Source organism: Pseudomonas sp. MF06569 (assembly GCF_059862735.1).
On the sequence record NZ_JCBCUZ010000022.1, the window covers coordinates 49,013 to 65,408 of the forward strand.

At 56.9% G+C, this 16,396-nt stretch carries 16 protein-coding genes; 11 read left to right on the forward strand and 5 right to left on the reverse strand.

The genetic code is table 11. The features are described from left to right. Positions 1 to 34 precede the first annotated feature (34 nt). The gene (gene phnX, locus AC19YQ_RS18370) at positions 35 to 862 is read left to right on the forward strand and encodes a phosphonoacetaldehyde hydrolase (RefSeq protein WP_338648580.1); all 828 of its coding nucleotides are present in this window, start codon (positions 35 to 37) and stop codon (positions 860 to 862) included. Between the two features lie 60 nt (positions 863 to 922). On the opposite strand, the gene AC19YQ_RS18375 is transcribed toward phnX, so the two are convergent. Then, positions 923 to 1,483, reverse strand: a complete 561-nt coding sequence (locus AC19YQ_RS18375; RefSeq protein ID WP_133077939.1) for an NADPH-dependent FMN reductase — start codon at positions 1,481 to 1,483, stop codon at positions 923 to 925. 196 nt (positions 1,484 to 1,679) lie between these two features. Here AC19YQ_RS18375 and AC19YQ_RS18380 point away from each other — a divergent pair, with 196 nt between their 5' ends. Both AC19YQ_RS18380 and AC19YQ_RS18385 read left to right on the forward strand, forming a co-directional pair. Beyond that, the gene (locus AC19YQ_RS18380; protein ID WP_133077940.1) at positions 1,680 to 1,901 is read left to right on the forward strand and encodes a hypothetical protein; all 222 of its coding nucleotides are present in this window, start codon (positions 1,680 to 1,682) and stop codon (positions 1,899 to 1,901) included. 95 nt (positions 1,902 to 1,996) lie between these two features. Continuing rightward, positions 1,997 to 2,908 carry a LysR family transcriptional regulator gene (locus AC19YQ_RS18385; protein WP_219262085.1) on the forward strand — a complete coding sequence of 304 codons (912 nt, stop codon included), beginning with the start codon at positions 1,997 to 1,999 and terminating at the stop codon, positions 2,906 to 2,908. Between the two features lie 18 nt (positions 2,909 to 2,926). Here AC19YQ_RS18385 and AC19YQ_RS18390 read toward each other — a convergent pair whose 3' ends face one another. The 4 genes from AC19YQ_RS18390 to AC19YQ_RS18405 all read right to left on the reverse strand — a co-directional run bounded on the left by AC19YQ_RS18390 (position 2,927) and on the right by AC19YQ_RS18405 (position 5,648). Then, positions 2,927 to 3,508, reverse strand: coding sequence for a GNAT family N-acetyltransferase (locus AC19YQ_RS18390; RefSeq protein ID WP_338648585.1), 582 nt, complete (start codon positions 3,506 to 3,508; stop codon positions 2,927 to 2,929). Positions 3,509 to 3,600: 92 nt separating this feature from the next. Next, complete coding sequence (dnaQ, locus tag AC19YQ_RS18395; protein WP_133077943.1) at positions 3,601 to 4,359, reverse strand: DNA polymerase III subunit epsilon; 759 nt, start codon at positions 4,357 to 4,359, stop codon at positions 3,601 to 3,603. Next, complete coding sequence (gene rnhA / locus AC19YQ_RS18400) at positions 4,352 to 4,804, reverse strand: ribonuclease HI (RefSeq protein ID WP_133077944.1); 453 nt, start codon at positions 4,802 to 4,804, stop codon at positions 4,352 to 4,354. Before rnhA ends, dnaQ begins: the two co-directional genes overlap by 8 nt. A gap of 85 nt (positions 4,805 to 4,889) precedes the next feature. Further along, positions 4,890 to 5,648, reverse strand: a complete 759-nt coding sequence (locus AC19YQ_RS18405) for a class I SAM-dependent methyltransferase (protein WP_133077945.1) — start codon at positions 5,646 to 5,648, stop codon at positions 4,890 to 4,892. Positions 5,649 to 5,721: 73 nt separating this feature from the next. Between AC19YQ_RS18405 and gloB the strand changes: the two genes are divergently transcribed. From gloB to fabI, 8 genes are all read left to right on the forward strand, one after another. Continuing rightward, positions 5,722 to 6,501 (forward strand): hydroxyacylglutathione hydrolase, encoded by a 780-nt coding sequence (gene gloB, locus AC19YQ_RS18410; protein WP_338648588.1) that lies wholly within the window; start codon positions 5,722 to 5,724, stop codon positions 6,499 to 6,501. 99 nt (positions 6,502 to 6,600) lie between these two features. Beyond that, positions 6,601 to 8,001: a lytic transglycosylase domain-containing protein gene (locus AC19YQ_RS18415; RefSeq protein ID WP_338648590.1), complete on the forward strand. Its 1,401-nt coding sequence runs from the start codon at positions 6,601 to 6,603 to the stop codon at positions 7,999 to 8,001. Positions 8,002 to 8,156: 155 nt separating this feature from the next. Beyond that, positions 8,157 to 9,986: an extracellular solute-binding protein gene (locus AC19YQ_RS18420; protein WP_500595646.1), complete on the forward strand. Its 1,830-nt coding sequence runs from the start codon at positions 8,157 to 8,159 to the stop codon at positions 9,984 to 9,986. After that, positions 9,983 to 11,824, forward strand: coding sequence for an extracellular solute-binding protein (locus AC19YQ_RS18425; protein ID WP_133077949.1), 1,842 nt, complete (start codon positions 9,983 to 9,985; stop codon positions 11,822 to 11,824). Before AC19YQ_RS18420 ends, AC19YQ_RS18425 begins: the two co-directional genes overlap by 4 nt. After that, the gene (locus tag AC19YQ_RS18430) at positions 11,825 to 12,898 is read left to right on the forward strand and encodes a microcin C ABC transporter permease YejB (protein ID WP_133077950.1); all 1,074 of its coding nucleotides are present in this window, start codon (positions 11,825 to 11,827) and stop codon (positions 12,896 to 12,898) included. Position 12,899: 1 nt separating this feature from the next. Further along, positions 12,900 to 13,919, forward strand: coding sequence for an ABC transporter permease (locus tag AC19YQ_RS18435; protein ID WP_338648593.1), 1,020 nt, complete (start codon positions 12,900 to 12,902; stop codon positions 13,917 to 13,919). Position 13,920: 1 nt separating this feature from the next. After that, positions 13,921 to 15,531 carry an ABC transporter ATP-binding protein gene (locus AC19YQ_RS18440; RefSeq protein ID WP_500595644.1) on the forward strand — a complete coding sequence of 537 codons (1,611 nt, stop codon included), beginning with the start codon at positions 13,921 to 13,923 and terminating at the stop codon, positions 15,529 to 15,531. Between the two features lie 19 nt (positions 15,532 to 15,550). Then, positions 15,551 to 16,345 carry an enoyl-ACP reductase FabI gene (gene fabI / locus AC19YQ_RS18445; RefSeq protein WP_016782317.1) on the forward strand — a complete coding sequence of 265 codons (795 nt, stop codon included), beginning with the start codon at positions 15,551 to 15,553 and terminating at the stop codon, positions 16,343 to 16,345. Positions 16,346 to 16,396: the final 51 nt, after the last annotated feature.

Genomic DNA, 16,396 nt, shown 5'->3' on the forward strand with positions numbered 1-16,396 from the left:
TGCGGCCCTGCCCGCTCTTACAGGATAGACTGACATGAACTACACCAACCCAAGCAAGCTGCAAGCCGCCATTCTCGACTGGGCAGGCACGGTGGTCGATTTTGGCTCATTCGCCCCTACGCAAATTTTCGTCGAAGCCTTTGCCGAGTTCGACGTACAGGTCTCTATCGAAGAAGCACGCGGCCCGATGGGCATGGGCAAGTGGGATCATATTCGTACCCTGTGCGACCAGCCACAGATCACCGAGCGCTACAAAAAAGTATTTGGCCGCGCGCCAACTGACGAAGACGTGACCGCGATCTACCAACGCTTCATGCCACTGCAGATCGCAAAAATTGCCGAACACTCGGCGCTGATTCCCGGCGCACTGGAAACCATCGCCAATCTGCGTGATGAGGGGATCAAGATCGGTTCATGCTCGGGCTACCCGGCGCAAGTAATGACCAAAGTCGTTGAACTGGCTGCCACCAATGGCTACGTCGCCGATCACGTAGTGGCCACTGACGAAGTGCCAAATGGCCGCCCCTGGCCTGCTCAGGCACTGGCCAACGTGATCGCGCTGGGCATTGATGATGTGGGCGCCTGCGTAAAAATCGACGACACCGTGCCGGGCATCCTTGAAGGTCGCCGTGCAGGCATGTGGACGGTCGCACTGGTGTGTTCCGGAAACGCCCTGGGCCTGACCTACGAGCAGTACAAGGCGCTGGATGCCGCCACGCTGGACAGTGAGCGCTCCCGCATCCACGCCCTGTTCGCGGGCTCGCGCCCCCACTACCTGATCGACACCATCAGTGACCTGCCGCACGTCATTGCAGACATCAACCAGCGTCTGGCCAATGGCGAAATGCCACAAAGCAGCTGAGTGAAATAAAAAAACGCGGCAGCCCTGAGTCAGGCCTGCCGCGTTTTTGATGAGAAAGACTCAGAGCTTGTGTTGCTGCTCGACCCATTTGGCAAAGTCGTCGATGAATTTTTGCAAAAACGGTCGGGTTTTTTCTGACAGCTTGCCAGACGCATCAAATGCATCCCCCGCACCACCCAGGTACGCCTCAGGCTGTTGCATGCACGGAACATTGAGGAAAACCAGCGACTGGCGCAAATGCTGGTTTGCCCCAAAGCCACCAATGGCCCCCGGCGAAACACTGATCACCGCACCCGGTTTGCCGCTGAACACACTTTGGCCATAGGGACGCGAACCGACATCTATCGCGTTTTTCAACACGCCGGGCACCGAGCGATTGTATTCAGGGGTCACAAACAGCACGGCATCGGCAGGGCGTATCTGATCGCGAAACGTGCTGTAAGGCGCAGGAGGCGGCGTGACATCAATGTCTTCGTTATAGAGGGCCAGTTCGCCGATTTCGACAATATTCAGTTTCAAATTTGCCGGAGACAGTTCTGCCAGAGCAAGGGCGACTTTTCGATTGAGGGAGTCTTTCCTCAGACTGCCGACCAACACCGCAACGTTGTAGACCTTGCTCATAGAAAACCCCGAGTCTGTGGCTATAGGAAGAGTAGTTATAGATGATCGGACGCCTTTCTTGCACCCCAGTTCACCCTATCTGCCTGCAAGCCTGTAAAGTAGCAGGACTATTTTTTTCACATTGCTAAACTTCCCCTACTGATCAACGGTCTACAGAACCGCAAATTGGGTGTTTATCTCCAGAGGTTCTCTACAAATGGCGGCAGTTCTCGTTGGGCAATTTCATGCAAGGGATGCGGAAGGACGCGTCTATTCCGTGCATGAATTTGAAGATACACAAGCGACAGGCGAGCAACCGGTAAAAACGTACAAGCTGGCCATTGGCGATCGCGTCAAAAAGAACGATGACAACACCTTCGAGCTCGTACAGTCGGGCGTCGTACTGGTTCGAGATCCTTCTCCGGTTGTCGCAGCCTGACCTGCAGCCCACGGCATATCGCTGAAGTCAAAGGATGAGACTTGGGTCAGGCTTCGTCACGCTGAAACCTCATCTGCCGGACATGGACTTCACGCATGCGTTTACGCCACATCGAAGTGATACAAGCGATCTTGCAAACCGGCAACCTCGGCCATGCTGCCGAGTTGCTGCAATTGCCCGCGGCCACCCTCAGCGCCACGCTGCAAGAGGCCGAGCAGCAATTGGGCTTCATGCTGTTTGCCAGTGTTCGCGGGCGGCTTCAAGCCACCCGCGACACCCTTGTGCTCCAGCCCCACATCAACCAGCTGTACCAGGCACTTGAGCCGCTGCGCCAGCTTGGCAACGACTTGCGCCAGCATCAGGAGCCAGCCTTGCGTGTGGCCTGCAGCGAAACCCTGGCACACCCCCTTCTGCCTTACTGCATAGGTGCCCTCAGGCGCCGCTTCCCCGATACGCCAACCACCTTGAGCAGCCAGCCTTGCGCCGAAATTGTGCGCCGCCTGTTGATGGACGAGTGCGATCTTGGCCTGAGCCTGCAGTCATCGGAACAACCCGGGATCGACTGCCAGCCTCTGGTTCAAGGCAAAGTACAGTTTTTGGCCCCTCACGGCTGGTTGTCCCCCAAGCACAAATACATCGCGCTGCAAGAATTGGCCGGCCAGGCAATGATTGGCCTGCAGCAGCACGACCCTTTGAGCCGCCTGCTCGACGGCAAACTGCAAGCCTTGCGCCCGATGCCTGTGGTGCAGATTCAGGTTCAGAGTTACCAGATGATGCGCAGCCTGGTGGAAGCCGGGGAAGGATTGGCTTTGGTCGACCCGTTCACGGCCGTAGGCGCCAAGACCAGCGGTCTGGATGTGTGCCCCGTGTCACCGGCTATCCCGGTGACACTCTATGGGCTGACACGCAAAGACGCGCAACCCGGACCTGCGCTCAAGGCATTGCTCGATATCGTGCGCCATAAAGCCGAGGCATTACTGGCTGATCAGGGGTTGGTGGTGCTTTAACACCCGCCCGCTTGGCGTTCAGGGTAGTGAGTCGCGGCTCTCAAAAATCAGATACCAGAAAATCGCCACTTCGCTGGTGTGCGGATCAATACCGCGATAACGCAGATAATCGATGCCTCCCACCTGATACCCGCAACGCTCATACAACCGGCAAGCGCCGAGGTTGTTGTTTTGGGTCTCCAGCATGATCCCCGGCAGATTTTTTTTGCGGCTCCAGAACTTGACCACATCCAGCAATGATTTGGCCACGCCATGGCGGCGGGCGCCGGCAATCACGGCCAGCTCATCCACGTGGGCGAAGCCATTCCAGTTGGTGCTCACCACCACATGCCCGACCGGCTGATTGTCCAGATAGGCCATGAAAATGTCGCTGTCCTTGCCCCCGCGATAGCTGGCAAATTCATCAGGGTCGATGCCGTAGCACTTGCGATAAGGCGTGATCAGGTCCAGTGGCCAGTGCTCGACTTTTTTATTGCGGTCGGCACGGGCGTAGGCGCGAACCTCAAAGCTGAAATCGTTGCACCACACATACGGCGCAAAGCCTTCATCAGCCAAACGTACTGAGACTTGAGGGTCTTTGGGGTTCATAACCAGGTGCATGAAAAATCCTTCTTTCTTGTCGTCGATGCTGACAATGGGCTGCTGCGCACCCCATCGCCCGCCTGCGCCAGCGACTACAAGGTCGGCGAAGGCTATTGCAGCGTCTGTCCCTTGGCGTCGAGGAGTTGGGTCCACAACGAAGGGGCGCCAGCCGATTTGGCAATGGCTTCAAGACGAGCCGCATGCTCGGCCAAGTCGCTTTCACTTGCACGAATAATCCGACCCGGATGACGGTCTGCCGACAAGCGGCGAATTTCACTGGCCTGATTGCCCGAGCCTTCGCCCGAACCATTGCCGTCAGAAGCATTGCCCGCCAGTGACAGGCTGGTTTGACCACCGGTCATGGTCAGATAAACGTCTGCCAGGATCTCGGAGTCGAGCAACGCGCCGTGTAATTCACGACCCGAGTTATCGACGCCATAGCGTTTGCACAAGGCATCAAGGCTGTTGCGCTGCCCCGGGTGACGGGCCCGCGCCATCGCCAGGGTATCGAGGATTGTGCAGTGGCGAGTGAGATCGGCCCGATCCGTCTGCCCGATCAGGGCAAACTCGTTATTCAAAAAGCCCACGTCAAACGCGGCGTTATGAATGATCAACTGAGCGCCCTTGATGAATTCAAAAAACTCATCGGCCACTTCAGCAAAACGGGGCTTGCCCACCAGAAACTCATTGGTAATGCCGTGGACGCCAATGGCGCCCTCGTCACTTTCGCGGTCGGGCTGCAGGTACACGTGAAAATGCCTGCCGGTCAAGCGACGTCCCATCAACTCGACGCAACCGATCTCGATCACGCGGTGGCCGTCGGTGACCGGCATACCGGTGGTTTCGGTATCCAGTACAACACTACGCATGCTTGATTCCCCGCACCTGATCTACCCCACGGTTGGCCAACTGGTCAGCGCGCTCGTTGCCAGGATGACCAATGTGTCCGCGTACCCATTGCCACTTCACGGTATGACGGTTGACCTGCTCATCGAGCAACTTCCACAGATCGGCGTTCTTCACCGGTTCCTTGGAAGCCGTTTTCCATCCGCGTTTTTTCCAGTTGACCATCCATTCGGTGATGCCTTTCATCACGTACTGGGAGTCGGTCACCAGCAACACTTCACACGGACGCTTGAGCTCTTCAAGCCCACGAATGGCGGCCATCAGTTCCATGCGGTTATTGGTGGTATTGGCTTCGCCGCCCCAGAGCTCTTTTTCAACGCCCTGGCAGACCAGCAAGGCACCCCAGCCACCCGGGCCAGGATTACCCTTGCAGGCACCATCGGTGAACATTTCAACGCTATCGATCATTACAAACTATCCAGAAAAGGCTGCTTATGGCCTGACCATCAGCAATGGTCAGTACCTGAGCCGGGCTAACCCGGCCCAACATAAATTAAGATTCGGTGTGGGGCCGATTAACCTTGGCCATCTGCAGGGGAATCAGCTTGCCCATCGGTTCCCGACGCAAAGGATTGACCGGGCGCAAGCCCACCACCATTTTGCGTGCGACCAGTACATAGAAGCCGCCACCGGCCAATTGCCAGCTGCCAGCCTTGCGCTCCCAGCCTGAAAAACGGCTCTGCCACGCTTTGGATGCAAGCGGCGGACGATAGCATCCGAAGCGGCGTTTCTCCAGCGCAAAGCCCAGTAGATTCAGCCAGTCGGCGACGCGTGAAGGTGAAATGCAACGCGCCTTGCGCAGGGCATCCTTGGCGAACACATGGCGTAACCCCCAACTGCTCCAGGGGTTGATTCCGACAATCAACAAATGTCCGCCGGGTCGCACGCTGCTGGCTGCTTCGCGTAACAAACCATGGGGCGAGAGGCAAAAATCCAGGCCGTGCTGCAACACCACCACATCCGCTGCATGCTCACACAACGGCCAGGCCTGCTCTTCACAAATGATTTCAACCCCCGGCAGAGGCGCTCCAAGACGCACACTGCGGCGCACTTGCGCAGCCTGGGGCGGGGATTCGGCGCCAGGGCCGTAATGCACCAGATAGCCGCCGAAAAAGCGCCCCAGCTCGTCCTCAAGCACACGTTGCTCATCTTCGAGCAACAACTGCCCAAGGGGCCCGGACAGCCATTCGCGCGCAGAACTGATCAGCGCCAGCCACTCAGGGTCTGCCTGAGCCAATGCTTTATCGATCATCGCTCCTCCAACTCGCCATCTACCTATCACAAGTCCTAAGATGCGCCATTGTTTCGCACTTGGGAATTGCACCATGTTACAGATCGACGCCCTGCCCGCCTTCAACGACAACTACATCTGGCTGTTACAGGACACCATACAAAAGCGCTGCGCCGTGGTCGATCCGGGTGATGCCGCGCCTGTTATGGACTGGCTGGTCCGGCACCCGGACTGGGTACTGAGCGACATTCTGGTCACCCATCACCACTTCGATCATGTGGGGGGTGTTGCGCAATTGCATGATCATACTGGCGCCAAGGTCTGGGGCCCGGCACTTGAGACCATCCCGGCCCGACAAGTGGCACTCAACGACGGCGACCGTATCGACGTGCTGGGCCTTGAGTTCCTGGTATCGCTGGTACCCGGCCACACGCTCGGGCACATCGCCTACTATCACGGCGACCCGGCCGGACCCGTGCTGTTTTGCGGCGACACCCTGTTCGCCGCCGGATGTGGCCGACTGTTTGAAGGCACTCCCGAACAAATGCACCACTCCTTGAGCCGCCTGGCTGCGCTGCCTGCTCACACCGCCGTGTATTGCACCCACGAATACACCCTGAGCAATTTACGCTTCGCCCAAGCGGTCGAACCCGCCAATGCGGATATTGCCGCGCGAGTCGAACAAGTCACGCAATGGCGTGCCGAAGGTCGCATCAGCTTGCCATCATCCATAGGCCTCGAATTACTCACAAATCCCTTTTTAAGGGTTAATGAAACATCTGTTAAAGAAAAAGCTGACGAGTGGAACTCCCTCGACAACGACTCGCCCAGTGCTGTCTTTGCCAGTCTGCGCAGCTGGAAAGACACGTTCTAAAACGGGCTGCGGTTGGCACAAAAATTCTGAACAGTTGACCGCACCCCCCCTGCTTTCTAGAATCCCCCGACATTTTTTCCTGAAACTATCCCTCAGCCAATGTCGTCATTTAAAGGTTACTCCATCAATTCAGACGCATTGACGCGCTTGGTTAAAGCCATCGCGGTGGCTGTGTCCGCCACTCTCGCGGGCTGCCAATCCATGGATCATTCGGCGCAAACCACCGAACGGGCCAGCCTTAAAATCGCCAAACGCATCCCTCAAGAGCCGCTCTGGCTCAGCGAAAAGCCTAGCCCCGTTGCCCCGCAAGATGTCTGGGAGCGGATGCGCCAGGGCTTCAAGTTGCAGGACGGCCAGAACGTTAACCCCCGCATTGAACAACAGCGCTTGTGGTTCGCCAGCAACCCGTCATTCCTAGAAAACGCGGGTGAGCGCGGCAGCCTTTATATCCACTACATCGTGGAACGCCTTGAAGAGCGCAACATGCCGCTGGAACTGGCTCTGTTGCCAGCCATCGAAAGCGCCTACAACCCAATGGCGTATTCACACGCCAATGCGGTCGGCCTCTGGCAATTTATTCCTTCGACAGGCCGCTATTTCAATTTGCGTCAAACCCGTGCCTACGATGGCCGCCGTGACATCACCGCTTCGACCCTGGCAGCCCTGAACTACCTGAACCGCCTGCACGACATGTTCAACGGTGACTGGCTGCTGGCGCTGGCGGCTTATAACGCCGGCGAAGGCACCGTAAGCCGGGCCATTGAACGCAATGAAAAGCTCGGTTTGCCGACCGACTACTGGAACCTGCCACTGCCGCAGGAAACCAAAGACTACGTCCCTAAACTGCTGGCCCTGTCCCAGGTGGTGCTGGCCCCTGAAGCCTACGGCATCAACCTGAACCCGATCGCCAACGAACCCTACTTCGAAATGGTCGAAATCAAACAGTCCATGGATTTGTCCCGCGTGGCAGCCCTGGCCGAGATCGACGAAGACGAGATGTTCCAGCTGAACCCGGCTTATAAGCAGCGTGCCACCACCGACGGACCGCAACACCTGCTTGTACCCACCTCCAAAGCGCAATTGCTGACCGCCAGCCTTTCCAACCTCAAGCCTGAAGAACTCGTTAGCCTGCGTCCTAAAAAGCCTGTATTTGACACCATTGCGAGCACCAAGCCCGCACAGCTGAGCCGCAAGTACCGGGTTAAAAGTGGCGACAACCTGACGTTGATCGCCAAGGCCAACAAGGTTGATGTCAAAGACTTGCAGCACTGGAACAAACTGAGCGGCAACAACCTCAAGGCCGGCCAGATCCTGGTCATGCAGGACTCACGCAAACCTTCTGGCAGAAAACCTACACAATACAAGGTCCAGAAAGGCGATTCGCTGTACATGGTTGCCAAGCGTTTCAACGTTGAAATGCAACATCTCAAGCGCTGGAATCCAAACAGCGCTAAAGCCCTCAAACCCGGGCAGATGCTGACAGTATCCAAACCGCGTTAAGCACAAGGCTGACCCTGTTGCGGGCAAGTTGTTTCCTACACAAAAGTAGGGCACGACTTGCCCGCAGTGCTTTCCAGAGTGGCCTTTTTCCTACAGATACAAGCTGTTACTGTACGGAAACCTAAGCCCAATGCCTGGATCGGATCTCTGACTTGATGCGTCCCCTCCTCACGCTATTTATGAGCCTGGCCTTGAGCTCCCCCGCAAGCGCATCCCTGAGCGAAAGCCACGGTTATGCGCAGTTCGGCACACTCAAGTACCCGGCCACGTTCACCCACTTCGATTGGGTAAACCCTGACGCGCCTAAAGGCGGGACCTTGAAGGTCATGGCCTTCGGCACCTTTGACACCCTCAACCCCTATACCTTCAAAGGCACCAGCCCGGTATCGACGCCTAATTTTTTGCAATACGGGGTCAACGAGCTCAACGAAACCCTGATGGCCGGCACTGGCCAGTACGCGCCATCCGGCGATGAGCCAACATCCAGTTATGGCTTGATCGCACAATCAGTGGAATACAACGAAGACCGCAGCTGGGTCGTATTTAACCTACGACCAGAAGCCCGTTTTCACGATGGAAAGCCGATCACTGCCTACGACGTTGCGTTCTCTTACAACCTGTTGCTCAAAGAGGGCCATCCGCAGTACCGGACCAATCTCCAGGAAGTCCAGCGGGTCGACATCCTGGGGCCCAAACGCATTCGCTTTGTGTTCAAGCGCGCGAACAACCCCTTGCTGATTTTGCGTCTGGGCGAGTTGCCAGTCCTGCCCCAACACTACTGGGCAAAGCGCGATTTCAAAGCCACGACCTTTGAACCACCTCTGGGCAGCGGACCCTATCGCATCACCACAGTTACCCCCGGTCGGCAACTGGTCTTCGAGCATGTGAAAAACTGGTGGGGGGCCAACTTGCCGGTCAATCGCGGCAAATACAATTTCGACCGGGTTGAAGTGGAGTTCTACCGCGACAGCGACGTCGCTTTCGAAGCCTTCAAAGCCCGTGAATTCGACATCTATATCGAACACCAGGCCAAGAACTGGGCCAATGGCTATAACTTCCCCGCGGTCCGCCGGGGAGATGTAGTCAAGGCTGAAATCACTCACCAGATTCCGACTCAAACCCAGGGGCTGTTCATGAACAGCCGCCGCGCCAGCTTTGAGCAGGACAAAGTTCGTGAAGCCCTGGGGTTGATGTGCGACTTTGAATGGACCAATCGAACGCTGTTCAACGGTGCCTACAAGCGCGCGTCGAGTTTTTATCCCAACAGCGAGTTTTCGGCCAGTGGCATTCCCCAAGGGCATGAATGGCTGATGCTTTCGCCCTGGCGTAATCAACTGCCGCCCGAACTGTTCAGCCAGGCCTTTGCCCTGCCTCAAACCGACGGCCGCGGCATCCCCCGTGAAACCATGCGCCAGGCGCTGGGTTTACTGGCCGAAAGCGGCTGGAAGCTGTCCGGGCAACGCCTGCTCAACAGCGAAGGCAAGTCGCTGCGCTTCGAGATATTGCTGGTCAACCCCAACCTTGAGCGCATCCTGCAACCCTATGTGGAAAACCTCGCCAGCATCGGCATCGACGCCCGACTGCGCACGGTAGATCGCGCGCAATACAAACAACGGCTGGATCAGTTCGACTTCGACATGATCCTGATGACCCTCGACCAGACCCTTAGCCCAGGCCTTGAGCAGTGGCAGTACTTCCACTCCAGTCAGGTCAACGTCAAGGGCAGCAAAAACTATGCAGGCGTTGCCAGCCCGATAGTGGATCAATTGCTCGAACGCTTGCTGGCCGCCCAAAACCGTGACGAGCAATTGTCGGCCGGGCGAGCGCTTGACCGCGTACTGCTGTGGCAGCACTACATCATTCCTAACTGGTATCTGAACTATCACCGCCTGGCGTACCGCAACCGGTTCGCCTTTGTGACTACGCCGCCCTACACCCTGGGCCTTAGCGCGTGGTGGCTTAAGCCTACGGAGAAAAAACAATGATGCCTTTGCGTACGTTGCTCAACCCCATCGCTGGCTTACTGTTGACCGGCTTTGCCTGCGTGGCGCTGGCAGCCCCTCAACACGCGTTGACCCTCTATGACGAGCCGCCGAAATACCCGGCCAATTTCAAGCATGTCGATTACGTCAACCCGGACGCGCCCAAGGGCGGGACGTTTCGCAAATCCTCGCTTGGCAGCTTTGACAGCCTCAACCCTTTTATCAATAAAGGCGTTCCGGCCGACGATATAGATCTGACCTTCGATACCCTGGCCCGGCAGACCCTGGATGAACCCTTCACTTCCTACGGCCTGATCGCTGAGAAAATCGAAAAAGCCCCCGACAACAGCTGGGTGCGCTTTTACCTGCGACCCCAGGCAAAATTCAGTGATGGTCATCCGATTCGTGCCGAAGACGTTGTGTTCAGCTTCGATACCCTGATGAAAAACGGCTCACCGCTGTACAAGGGCTATTACAGCGATGTCGACCAGGCCATCGCGGAAAACCCGCTGCAGGTGAAATTCACCTTCAAGCACAACAAAAATCGCGAGCTGCCACTCATTCTTGGCCAACTCCCGGTTCTGCCCAAGCATTGGTGGGAAACACGAGAATTCGGCAAGGGCAATCTGGAAGTACCTCCCGGGAGCGGGCCTTACACCATCACCGAAATCAAGCCCGGGCGCTCAATCCGCTACGAACGCAACAAGGACTACTGGGGCAAGGACCTGCCGATCAACAAGGGCCTGTACAACTTCGACACCATTACCGTCGATTACTTTCGTGACAACAGCGTAGCGTTCGAAGCGCTCAAGGCCGGGCAATTTGATTACTGGCTGGAAATCAGCGCCAAGAACTGGGCCGGTGCCTACAACGCTCCCGCGTTCACCCAGGGCCGCTTGAAAAAAGAAGAAATCCGCAATCACAACCCGACAGGCATGCAGGGTTTTATCTTCAACCTGCGTAAGCCCATGTTCCAGGATGTTCGGGTGCGCGAAGCCATAAGCCTGCTGTTTGACTTCGAGTGGGCCAACAAGCAACTGTTCAGCGGCGCTTATGCACGCACCGGCAGTTATTTCGAAAACTCGGAAATGGCCGCCAAAGCACCGCCCACCGAAGAAGAACTGGCCATTCTGGAGCCTTTGCGCGGCAAGGTTCCTGACCAGGTGTTCACTGAAGTTTTCAAGCCCAATGTCACTGACGCCAGCGGCATGATTCGCGAGCAGCAACGCCGCGCGTATCAGCTGCTGCAAGAAGCAGGCTGGCGAATCGTCGACGACAAGATGGTCGATGCACAGGGCAAGCCGGTCACAATCGAATTTCTGCTGGCACAGACCGAATTCGAGCGCATTCTCCTGCCTTTCAAGCGCAACCTCAGCGACCTGGGTATCGACTTGCAGATCCGCCGGGTTGATACCTCCCAGTACCTGAACCGTCTGCGTTCGCGGGATTACGACATGATTGTGGGCAGCTTTCCCCAGTCCAGCTCACCTGGTAGCGAACAGCGCGAATACTGGGAATCGCTCAGTATCGATAAGCCCGGCAGCCGTAACTTCATAGGCCTCAAAGACCCGGCCATCGATCAACTGACCGAGGGCCTGATCAATGCCGAGTCCCGCCAGAGCCTGATCAACCATGCCCGGGCCCTGGATCGTGTCTTGCAATGGGGCTACTACGTCATCCCGAACTGGCACATCAAAACCTGGCGCGTTGCGTACTCAAGTCATATCGGCCACCCCGAAGTGACGCCAAAATATGACATTGGCACGGCAACCTGGTGGGCAAAACCTGACACCAAACCTGCAACTGCGACTAAACCTACAAGCGCGAGCCTGGAGCCTTAAATGCTGGCTTATATATTCAGGCGACTGCTGCTGATTATTCCGACGCTATTCGGAATCCTGCTGATTAACTTCGTCATCATCCAGGCCGCGCCCGGCGGCCCGGTTGAACAGATGATCGCCAAGCTGGAAGGTTTTGATGGCGCCACCAGCCGTATTGCGGGAGGTGGCTCGGAGGTGTCGGTGGCCGGCTCCAACTATCGTGGCGCCCAGGGGCTGGACCCGGAGCTGATCAAGGAAATCGAAAAGATGTACGGCTTCGACAAGTCGGCGCCGGAACGCTTGTGGATCATGATCAAGAACTACGCACAACTGGACTTCGGCGAGAGCTTTTTCCGAGACGCCAAGGTCATTGACCTGATCAAGGAGAAGATGCCTGTTTCAATCTCGCTGGGGTTATGGAGCACCCTGATCATGTATCTGGTGTCGATTCCGTTGGGGATCGCCAAGGCTACGCGGCATGGAAGTCATTTCGACGTCTGGACCAGTTCATTGATCATTGTGGGCTATGCGATTCCCGCCTTTCTGTTTGCCATCCTGCTGATCGTGCTGTTTGCCGGGGGCAGCTACTTTGACTGGTTCCCGTTACGCGGCCTGACCTCCAACAACTTCGATGAGCTGAGCGTGGGCGCCAAGATCCTCGATTACTTCTGGCACCTGGCGTTGCCGGTCACCGCACTGGTGATTGGCAACTTTGCCACCATGACCTTACTGACCAAAAACAGCTTTCTCGATGAGATCAACAAGCAGTACGTGGTCACCGCCAAAGCCAAGGGTCTGACGAACCATCGAGTGCTCTATGGTCATGTGTTCCGCAATGCCATGCTGCTGGTGATCGCAGGTTTCCCGTCGGCGTTTATCGGGATTTTCTTTACCGGCGCCTTGCTGGTTGAAGTGATTTTCTCCCTGGATGGCCTGGGCCTGATGAGCTTCGAGGCGGCCATCAATCGCGATTACCCCGTGGTCTTCGGCACCCTGTTTATTTTCACGCTGGTCGGGCTGGTGGTGAAGCTGATCGGTGACCTCTCATACACCCTGGTTGATCCGCGTATCGACTTTGAAAGCAGGGAGCATTGAGATGAAATTATCGCCTCTGAATCGACGCCGCTTTGCGCGCTTCAAAGCCAATAAACGTGGCTGGTGGTCACTGTGGGTTTTTCTGGTGCTGTTCGGGCTCAGCCTGAACGCCGAATTGATCGCCAATGACAAACCACTGGTTATCCATTACGACGGGGAACTGTATTTCCCGGCGCTCAAGCGCTACCCGGAGACTGACTTTGGCGGTGAGTTCCCCCTCGAGGCCAATTACAAAAGCCCGTATATCCGTGAACTGCTGGCCAAGAAAGACGCCTGGGTGCTGTGGCCGCTCATCCCGTACAGCTATCAGAGCATTAACTACGACCTGAAAGTGCCCGCTCCAGCGCCGCCTTCAGCGGAAAACTGGCTAGGCACCGATGACCAGGGGCGCGATGTACTGGCCCGAGTGATTTACGGCTTTCGGATTTCAGTGCTGTTCGCTCTGACCCTGACCGTCTTGAGCTCAATCATTGGCGTGATCGCCGGAGCACTTCAGGGCTTTTATGGCGGCTGGGTTGACCTTGCCGGTCAGCGCTTTCTGGAAATATGGTCAGGCTTGCCCGTGCTGTACCTGCTGATCATTCTCGCAAGCTTTGTGCAGCCCAACTTCTGGTGGTTGCTGGGAATCATGCTCCTGTTCTCCTGGATGAGCCTGGTCGACGTAGTACGCGCCGAATTCCTCCGTGGGCGGAATCTGGAATATGTGCGCGCCGCACGCGCACTCGGCATGCAGGACATGGCCATCATGTACCGCCACATTCTGCCCAACGCCATGGTCTCCACCATGACGTTCATGCCGTTTATCCTGACCGGCGCCATTGGCACCCTCACCGCGCTGGACTTTTTGGGTTTCGGCCTGCCGCCAGGCGCTCCGTCACTCGGCGAACTGGTCGCTCAGGGCAAATCCAACCTGCAAGCACCCTGGCTGGGCATCAGTGCATTCGCGGTGCTGGCCATTATGCTCAGCCTGCTGGTGTTTATCGGCGAGTCCGCTCGCGATGCCTTCGACCCGAGGAAATGAGATGACACAAGACAATCTGATCGAAGTGCGCGATCTCTCCGTCGAGTTCATCGCCGGTGAAACACCGCAGCGTGTAGTGCAAGGCATCAACTTTGATATCAAGCGCGGGGAAACCCTGGCCCTGGTCGGCGAGAGCGGGTCCGGGAAGTCAGTGACCGCGCATTCGATCCTCAGGTTATTGCCCTACCCGCTCGCCCGTCACCCAAGCGGCAGCATTGCCTATGGCGGGCAGGACTTGCTGAGCCTGGACGAGAAAAAGCTGCGCCATATTCGTGGCAATCGCATTGCGATGATTTTTCAGGAGCCCATGACCTCACTGAACCCGCTGCACAGTATTGAAAAACAAATCAATGAGGTGCTGGGCATTCACAAAGGGCTTACCGGCAAGGCGGCCACACAGCGCACATTGGAGCTCCTGGATCTGGTTGGCATCCCTGAGCCTCACAAGCGCCTGAAGGCCCTCCCACACGAGCTCTCAGGCGGCCAGAGACAGCGTGTAATGATTGCAATGGCCCTGGCCAATGAGCCAGAGCTGTTGATTGCCGATGAACCCACCACGGCGCTGGACGTCACGGTACAGCTTAAAATTCTCGATTTGCTCAAGGATCTGCAAGCCCGCCTGGGCATGTCGCTGTTACTGATCAGTCACGATTTGAACCTTGTTCGACGAATTGCGCACCGAGTATGTGTCATGCAGCGCGGTTTAATCGTCGAACAAGCATCGTGCGAGCAGCTGTTCCGTTCGCCGCAACATCCTTACACCCGGGAACTGCTCAGTGCAGAACCCAGTGGAGGCCCGGCCAACACGGTTGCGGGCCCGCCATTGCTGCAAGTCGAGGACCTGAAAGTCTGGTTCCCGATCAAAAAAGGGCTGTTGCGCAAGACCGTCGATCACGTCAAAGCAGTGGACGGAATCAACTTCAGCCTGCCACAGGGCCAGACCCTGGGCATTGTGGGTGAAAGTGGATCGGGCAAGTCGACCCTGGGTCTGGCGATTTTGCGATTGATTGCCAGCAAGGGTTCGATCCGTTTTGAGGGCAAACGGCTAGACTGTTTGTCGCAGAAAGAAGTCCGGCCGCTGCGACGGGAAATGCAGGTGGTGTTCCAGGATCCGTTTGGCAGTCTCAGCCCGCGCATGAGCGTCAGCGAGATTGTCGGCGAAGGGTTGCGCATTCACCGCATGGGCACCGATGCAAAGCAGGAAATTGCAATTATTGAAGCCTTGCGAGAAGTAGGTCTGGATCCGGAAACCCGGCACCGTTACCCTCACGAGTTTTCAGGCGGACAACGGCAACGAATCGCCATTGCCCGCGCCCTGGTTTTGAAGCCGGAGTTGATTTTACTGGACGAACCAACCTCAGCGCTGGATCGGACAGTACAACGCCAGGTCGTGGAGCTGCTGCGATCACTTCAAACCAGGCACAACCTGACGTATTTGTTTATCAGCCATGACCTGGCTGTCGTCAAAGCGCTGAGCCACCAGTTGATGGTGGTCAAGCATGGCCAAGTGGTCGAACAGGGTGATGCGCAAAGTATCTTTGCCTCACCGCAACATCCATATACACAACAGCTGCTGGAAGCCGCCTTTTTGGCACCAGTGGCTGTCGATTAACCTGATAGAGGAACAACACATGGGTTTTCTCACCGGTAAGCGCGTACTGATCGTTGGTGTCGCTAGCAAATTGTCCATCGCTTCTGGCATTGCTGCCGCCATGCATCGTGAAGGCGCCGAACTGGCTTTCACTTATCAGAACGAAAAGCTGAAAGGTCGTGTTGAAGAATTCGCAGCTGGTTGGGGTTCAAACCCTGAACTGTGCTTCCCTTGCGACGTTGCCAGCGATGAAGAAATCGCCAAGGTCTTCGAAGACCTTAGCAAGAAGTGGGACGGTCTGGACTGCATCGTTCACTCCGTAGGTTTTGCTCCTGGCGACCAGCTGGATGGCGACTTCACTGACGCTACCACCCGTGAAGGCTTCCGCATCGCTCACGACATCAGCGCCTACAGCTTCGTGGCCCTGGCCAAAGCCGGTCGTCCGATGATGAAAGGCCGCAACGGCAGCCTGCTGACCCTGTCTTACCTGGGTGCAGAACGCACCATGCCTAACTACAACGTGATGGGCATGGCCAAGGCCAGCCTGGAAGCGGGCGTACGTTACCTGGCAGGCAGCCTGGGCCCTGAGGGCACTCGCGTTAACTGCGTATCGGCAGGCCCGATCCGCACCCTGGCAGCGTCGGGCATCAAGAACTTCCGCAAAATGCTGGCGGCCAACGAAGCGCAGACTCCTCTGCGTCGTAACGTCACCATCGACGAGGTCGGCAATGCCGGCGCCTTCCTGTGCTCCGACCTGGCGTCGGGCATCAGCGGTGAAATCATGTACGTAGACGGCGGCTTCAACACCACCGCTATGGGCAGCCTCGAAGAGTAAACCCTTAGCTGTAGCCGCCAATCAAAACGCCCGGTGCATTGAATGCACCGG

Excerpts from the sequence above, each read along its gene's own strand:
- rnhA (WP_133077944.1), bottom strand. The coding sequence starts at position 4,804 with ATGATCGATAGCGTTGAAATGTTCACCGATGGTGCCTGCAAGGGTAAT.
- gloB (WP_338648588.1), top strand. The coding sequence starts at position 5,722 with ATGTTACAGATCGACGCCCTGCCCGCCTTCAACGACAACTACATCTGG.
- AC19YQ_RS18405 (WP_133077945.1), bottom strand. The coding sequence starts at position 5,648 with ATGATCGATAAAGCATTGGCTCAGGCAGACCCTGAGTGGCTGGCGCTG.
- AC19YQ_RS18430 (WP_133077950.1), top strand. The coding sequence starts at position 11,825 with ATGCTGGCTTATATATTCAGGCGACTGCTGCTGATTATTCCGACGCTA.
- AC19YQ_RS18390 (WP_338648585.1), bottom strand. The coding sequence starts at position 3,508 with ATGCACCTGGTTATGAACCCCAAAGACCCTCAAGTCTCAGTACGTTTG.
- fabI (WP_016782317.1), top strand. The coding sequence starts at position 15,551 with ATGGGTTTTCTCACCGGTAAGCGCGTACTGATCGTTGGTGTCGCTAGC.
- AC19YQ_RS18425 (WP_133077949.1), top strand. The coding sequence starts at position 9,983 with ATGATGCCTTTGCGTACGTTGCTCAACCCCATCGCTGGCTTACTGTTG.
- AC19YQ_RS18420 (WP_500595646.1), top strand. The coding sequence starts at position 8,157 with ATGCGTCCCCTCCTCACGCTATTTATGAGCCTGGCCTTGAGCTCCCCC.
- phnX (WP_338648580.1), top strand. The coding sequence starts at position 35 with ATGAACTACACCAACCCAAGCAAGCTGCAAGCCGCCATTCTCGACTGG.
- AC19YQ_RS18375 (WP_133077939.1), bottom strand. The coding sequence starts at position 1,483 with ATGAGCAAGGTCTACAACGTTGCGGTGTTGGTCGGCAGTCTGAGGAAA.
- AC19YQ_RS18435 (WP_338648593.1), top strand. The coding sequence starts at position 12,900 with ATGAAATTATCGCCTCTGAATCGACGCCGCTTTGCGCGCTTCAAAGCC.
- AC19YQ_RS18385 (WP_219262085.1), top strand. The coding sequence starts at position 1,997 with ATGCGTTTACGCCACATCGAAGTGATACAAGCGATCTTGCAAACCGGC.
- dnaQ (WP_133077943.1), bottom strand. The coding sequence starts at position 4,359 with ATGCGTAGTGTTGTACTGGATACCGAAACCACCGGTATGCCGGTCACC.
- AC19YQ_RS18415 (WP_338648590.1), top strand. The coding sequence starts at position 6,601 with ATGTCGTCATTTAAAGGTTACTCCATCAATTCAGACGCATTGACGCGC.
- AC19YQ_RS18380 (WP_133077940.1), top strand. The coding sequence starts at position 1,680 with ATGGCGGCAGTTCTCGTTGGGCAATTTCATGCAAGGGATGCGGAAGGA.
- AC19YQ_RS18440 (WP_500595644.1), top strand. The coding sequence starts at position 13,921 with ATGACACAAGACAATCTGATCGAAGTGCGCGATCTCTCCGTCGAGTTC.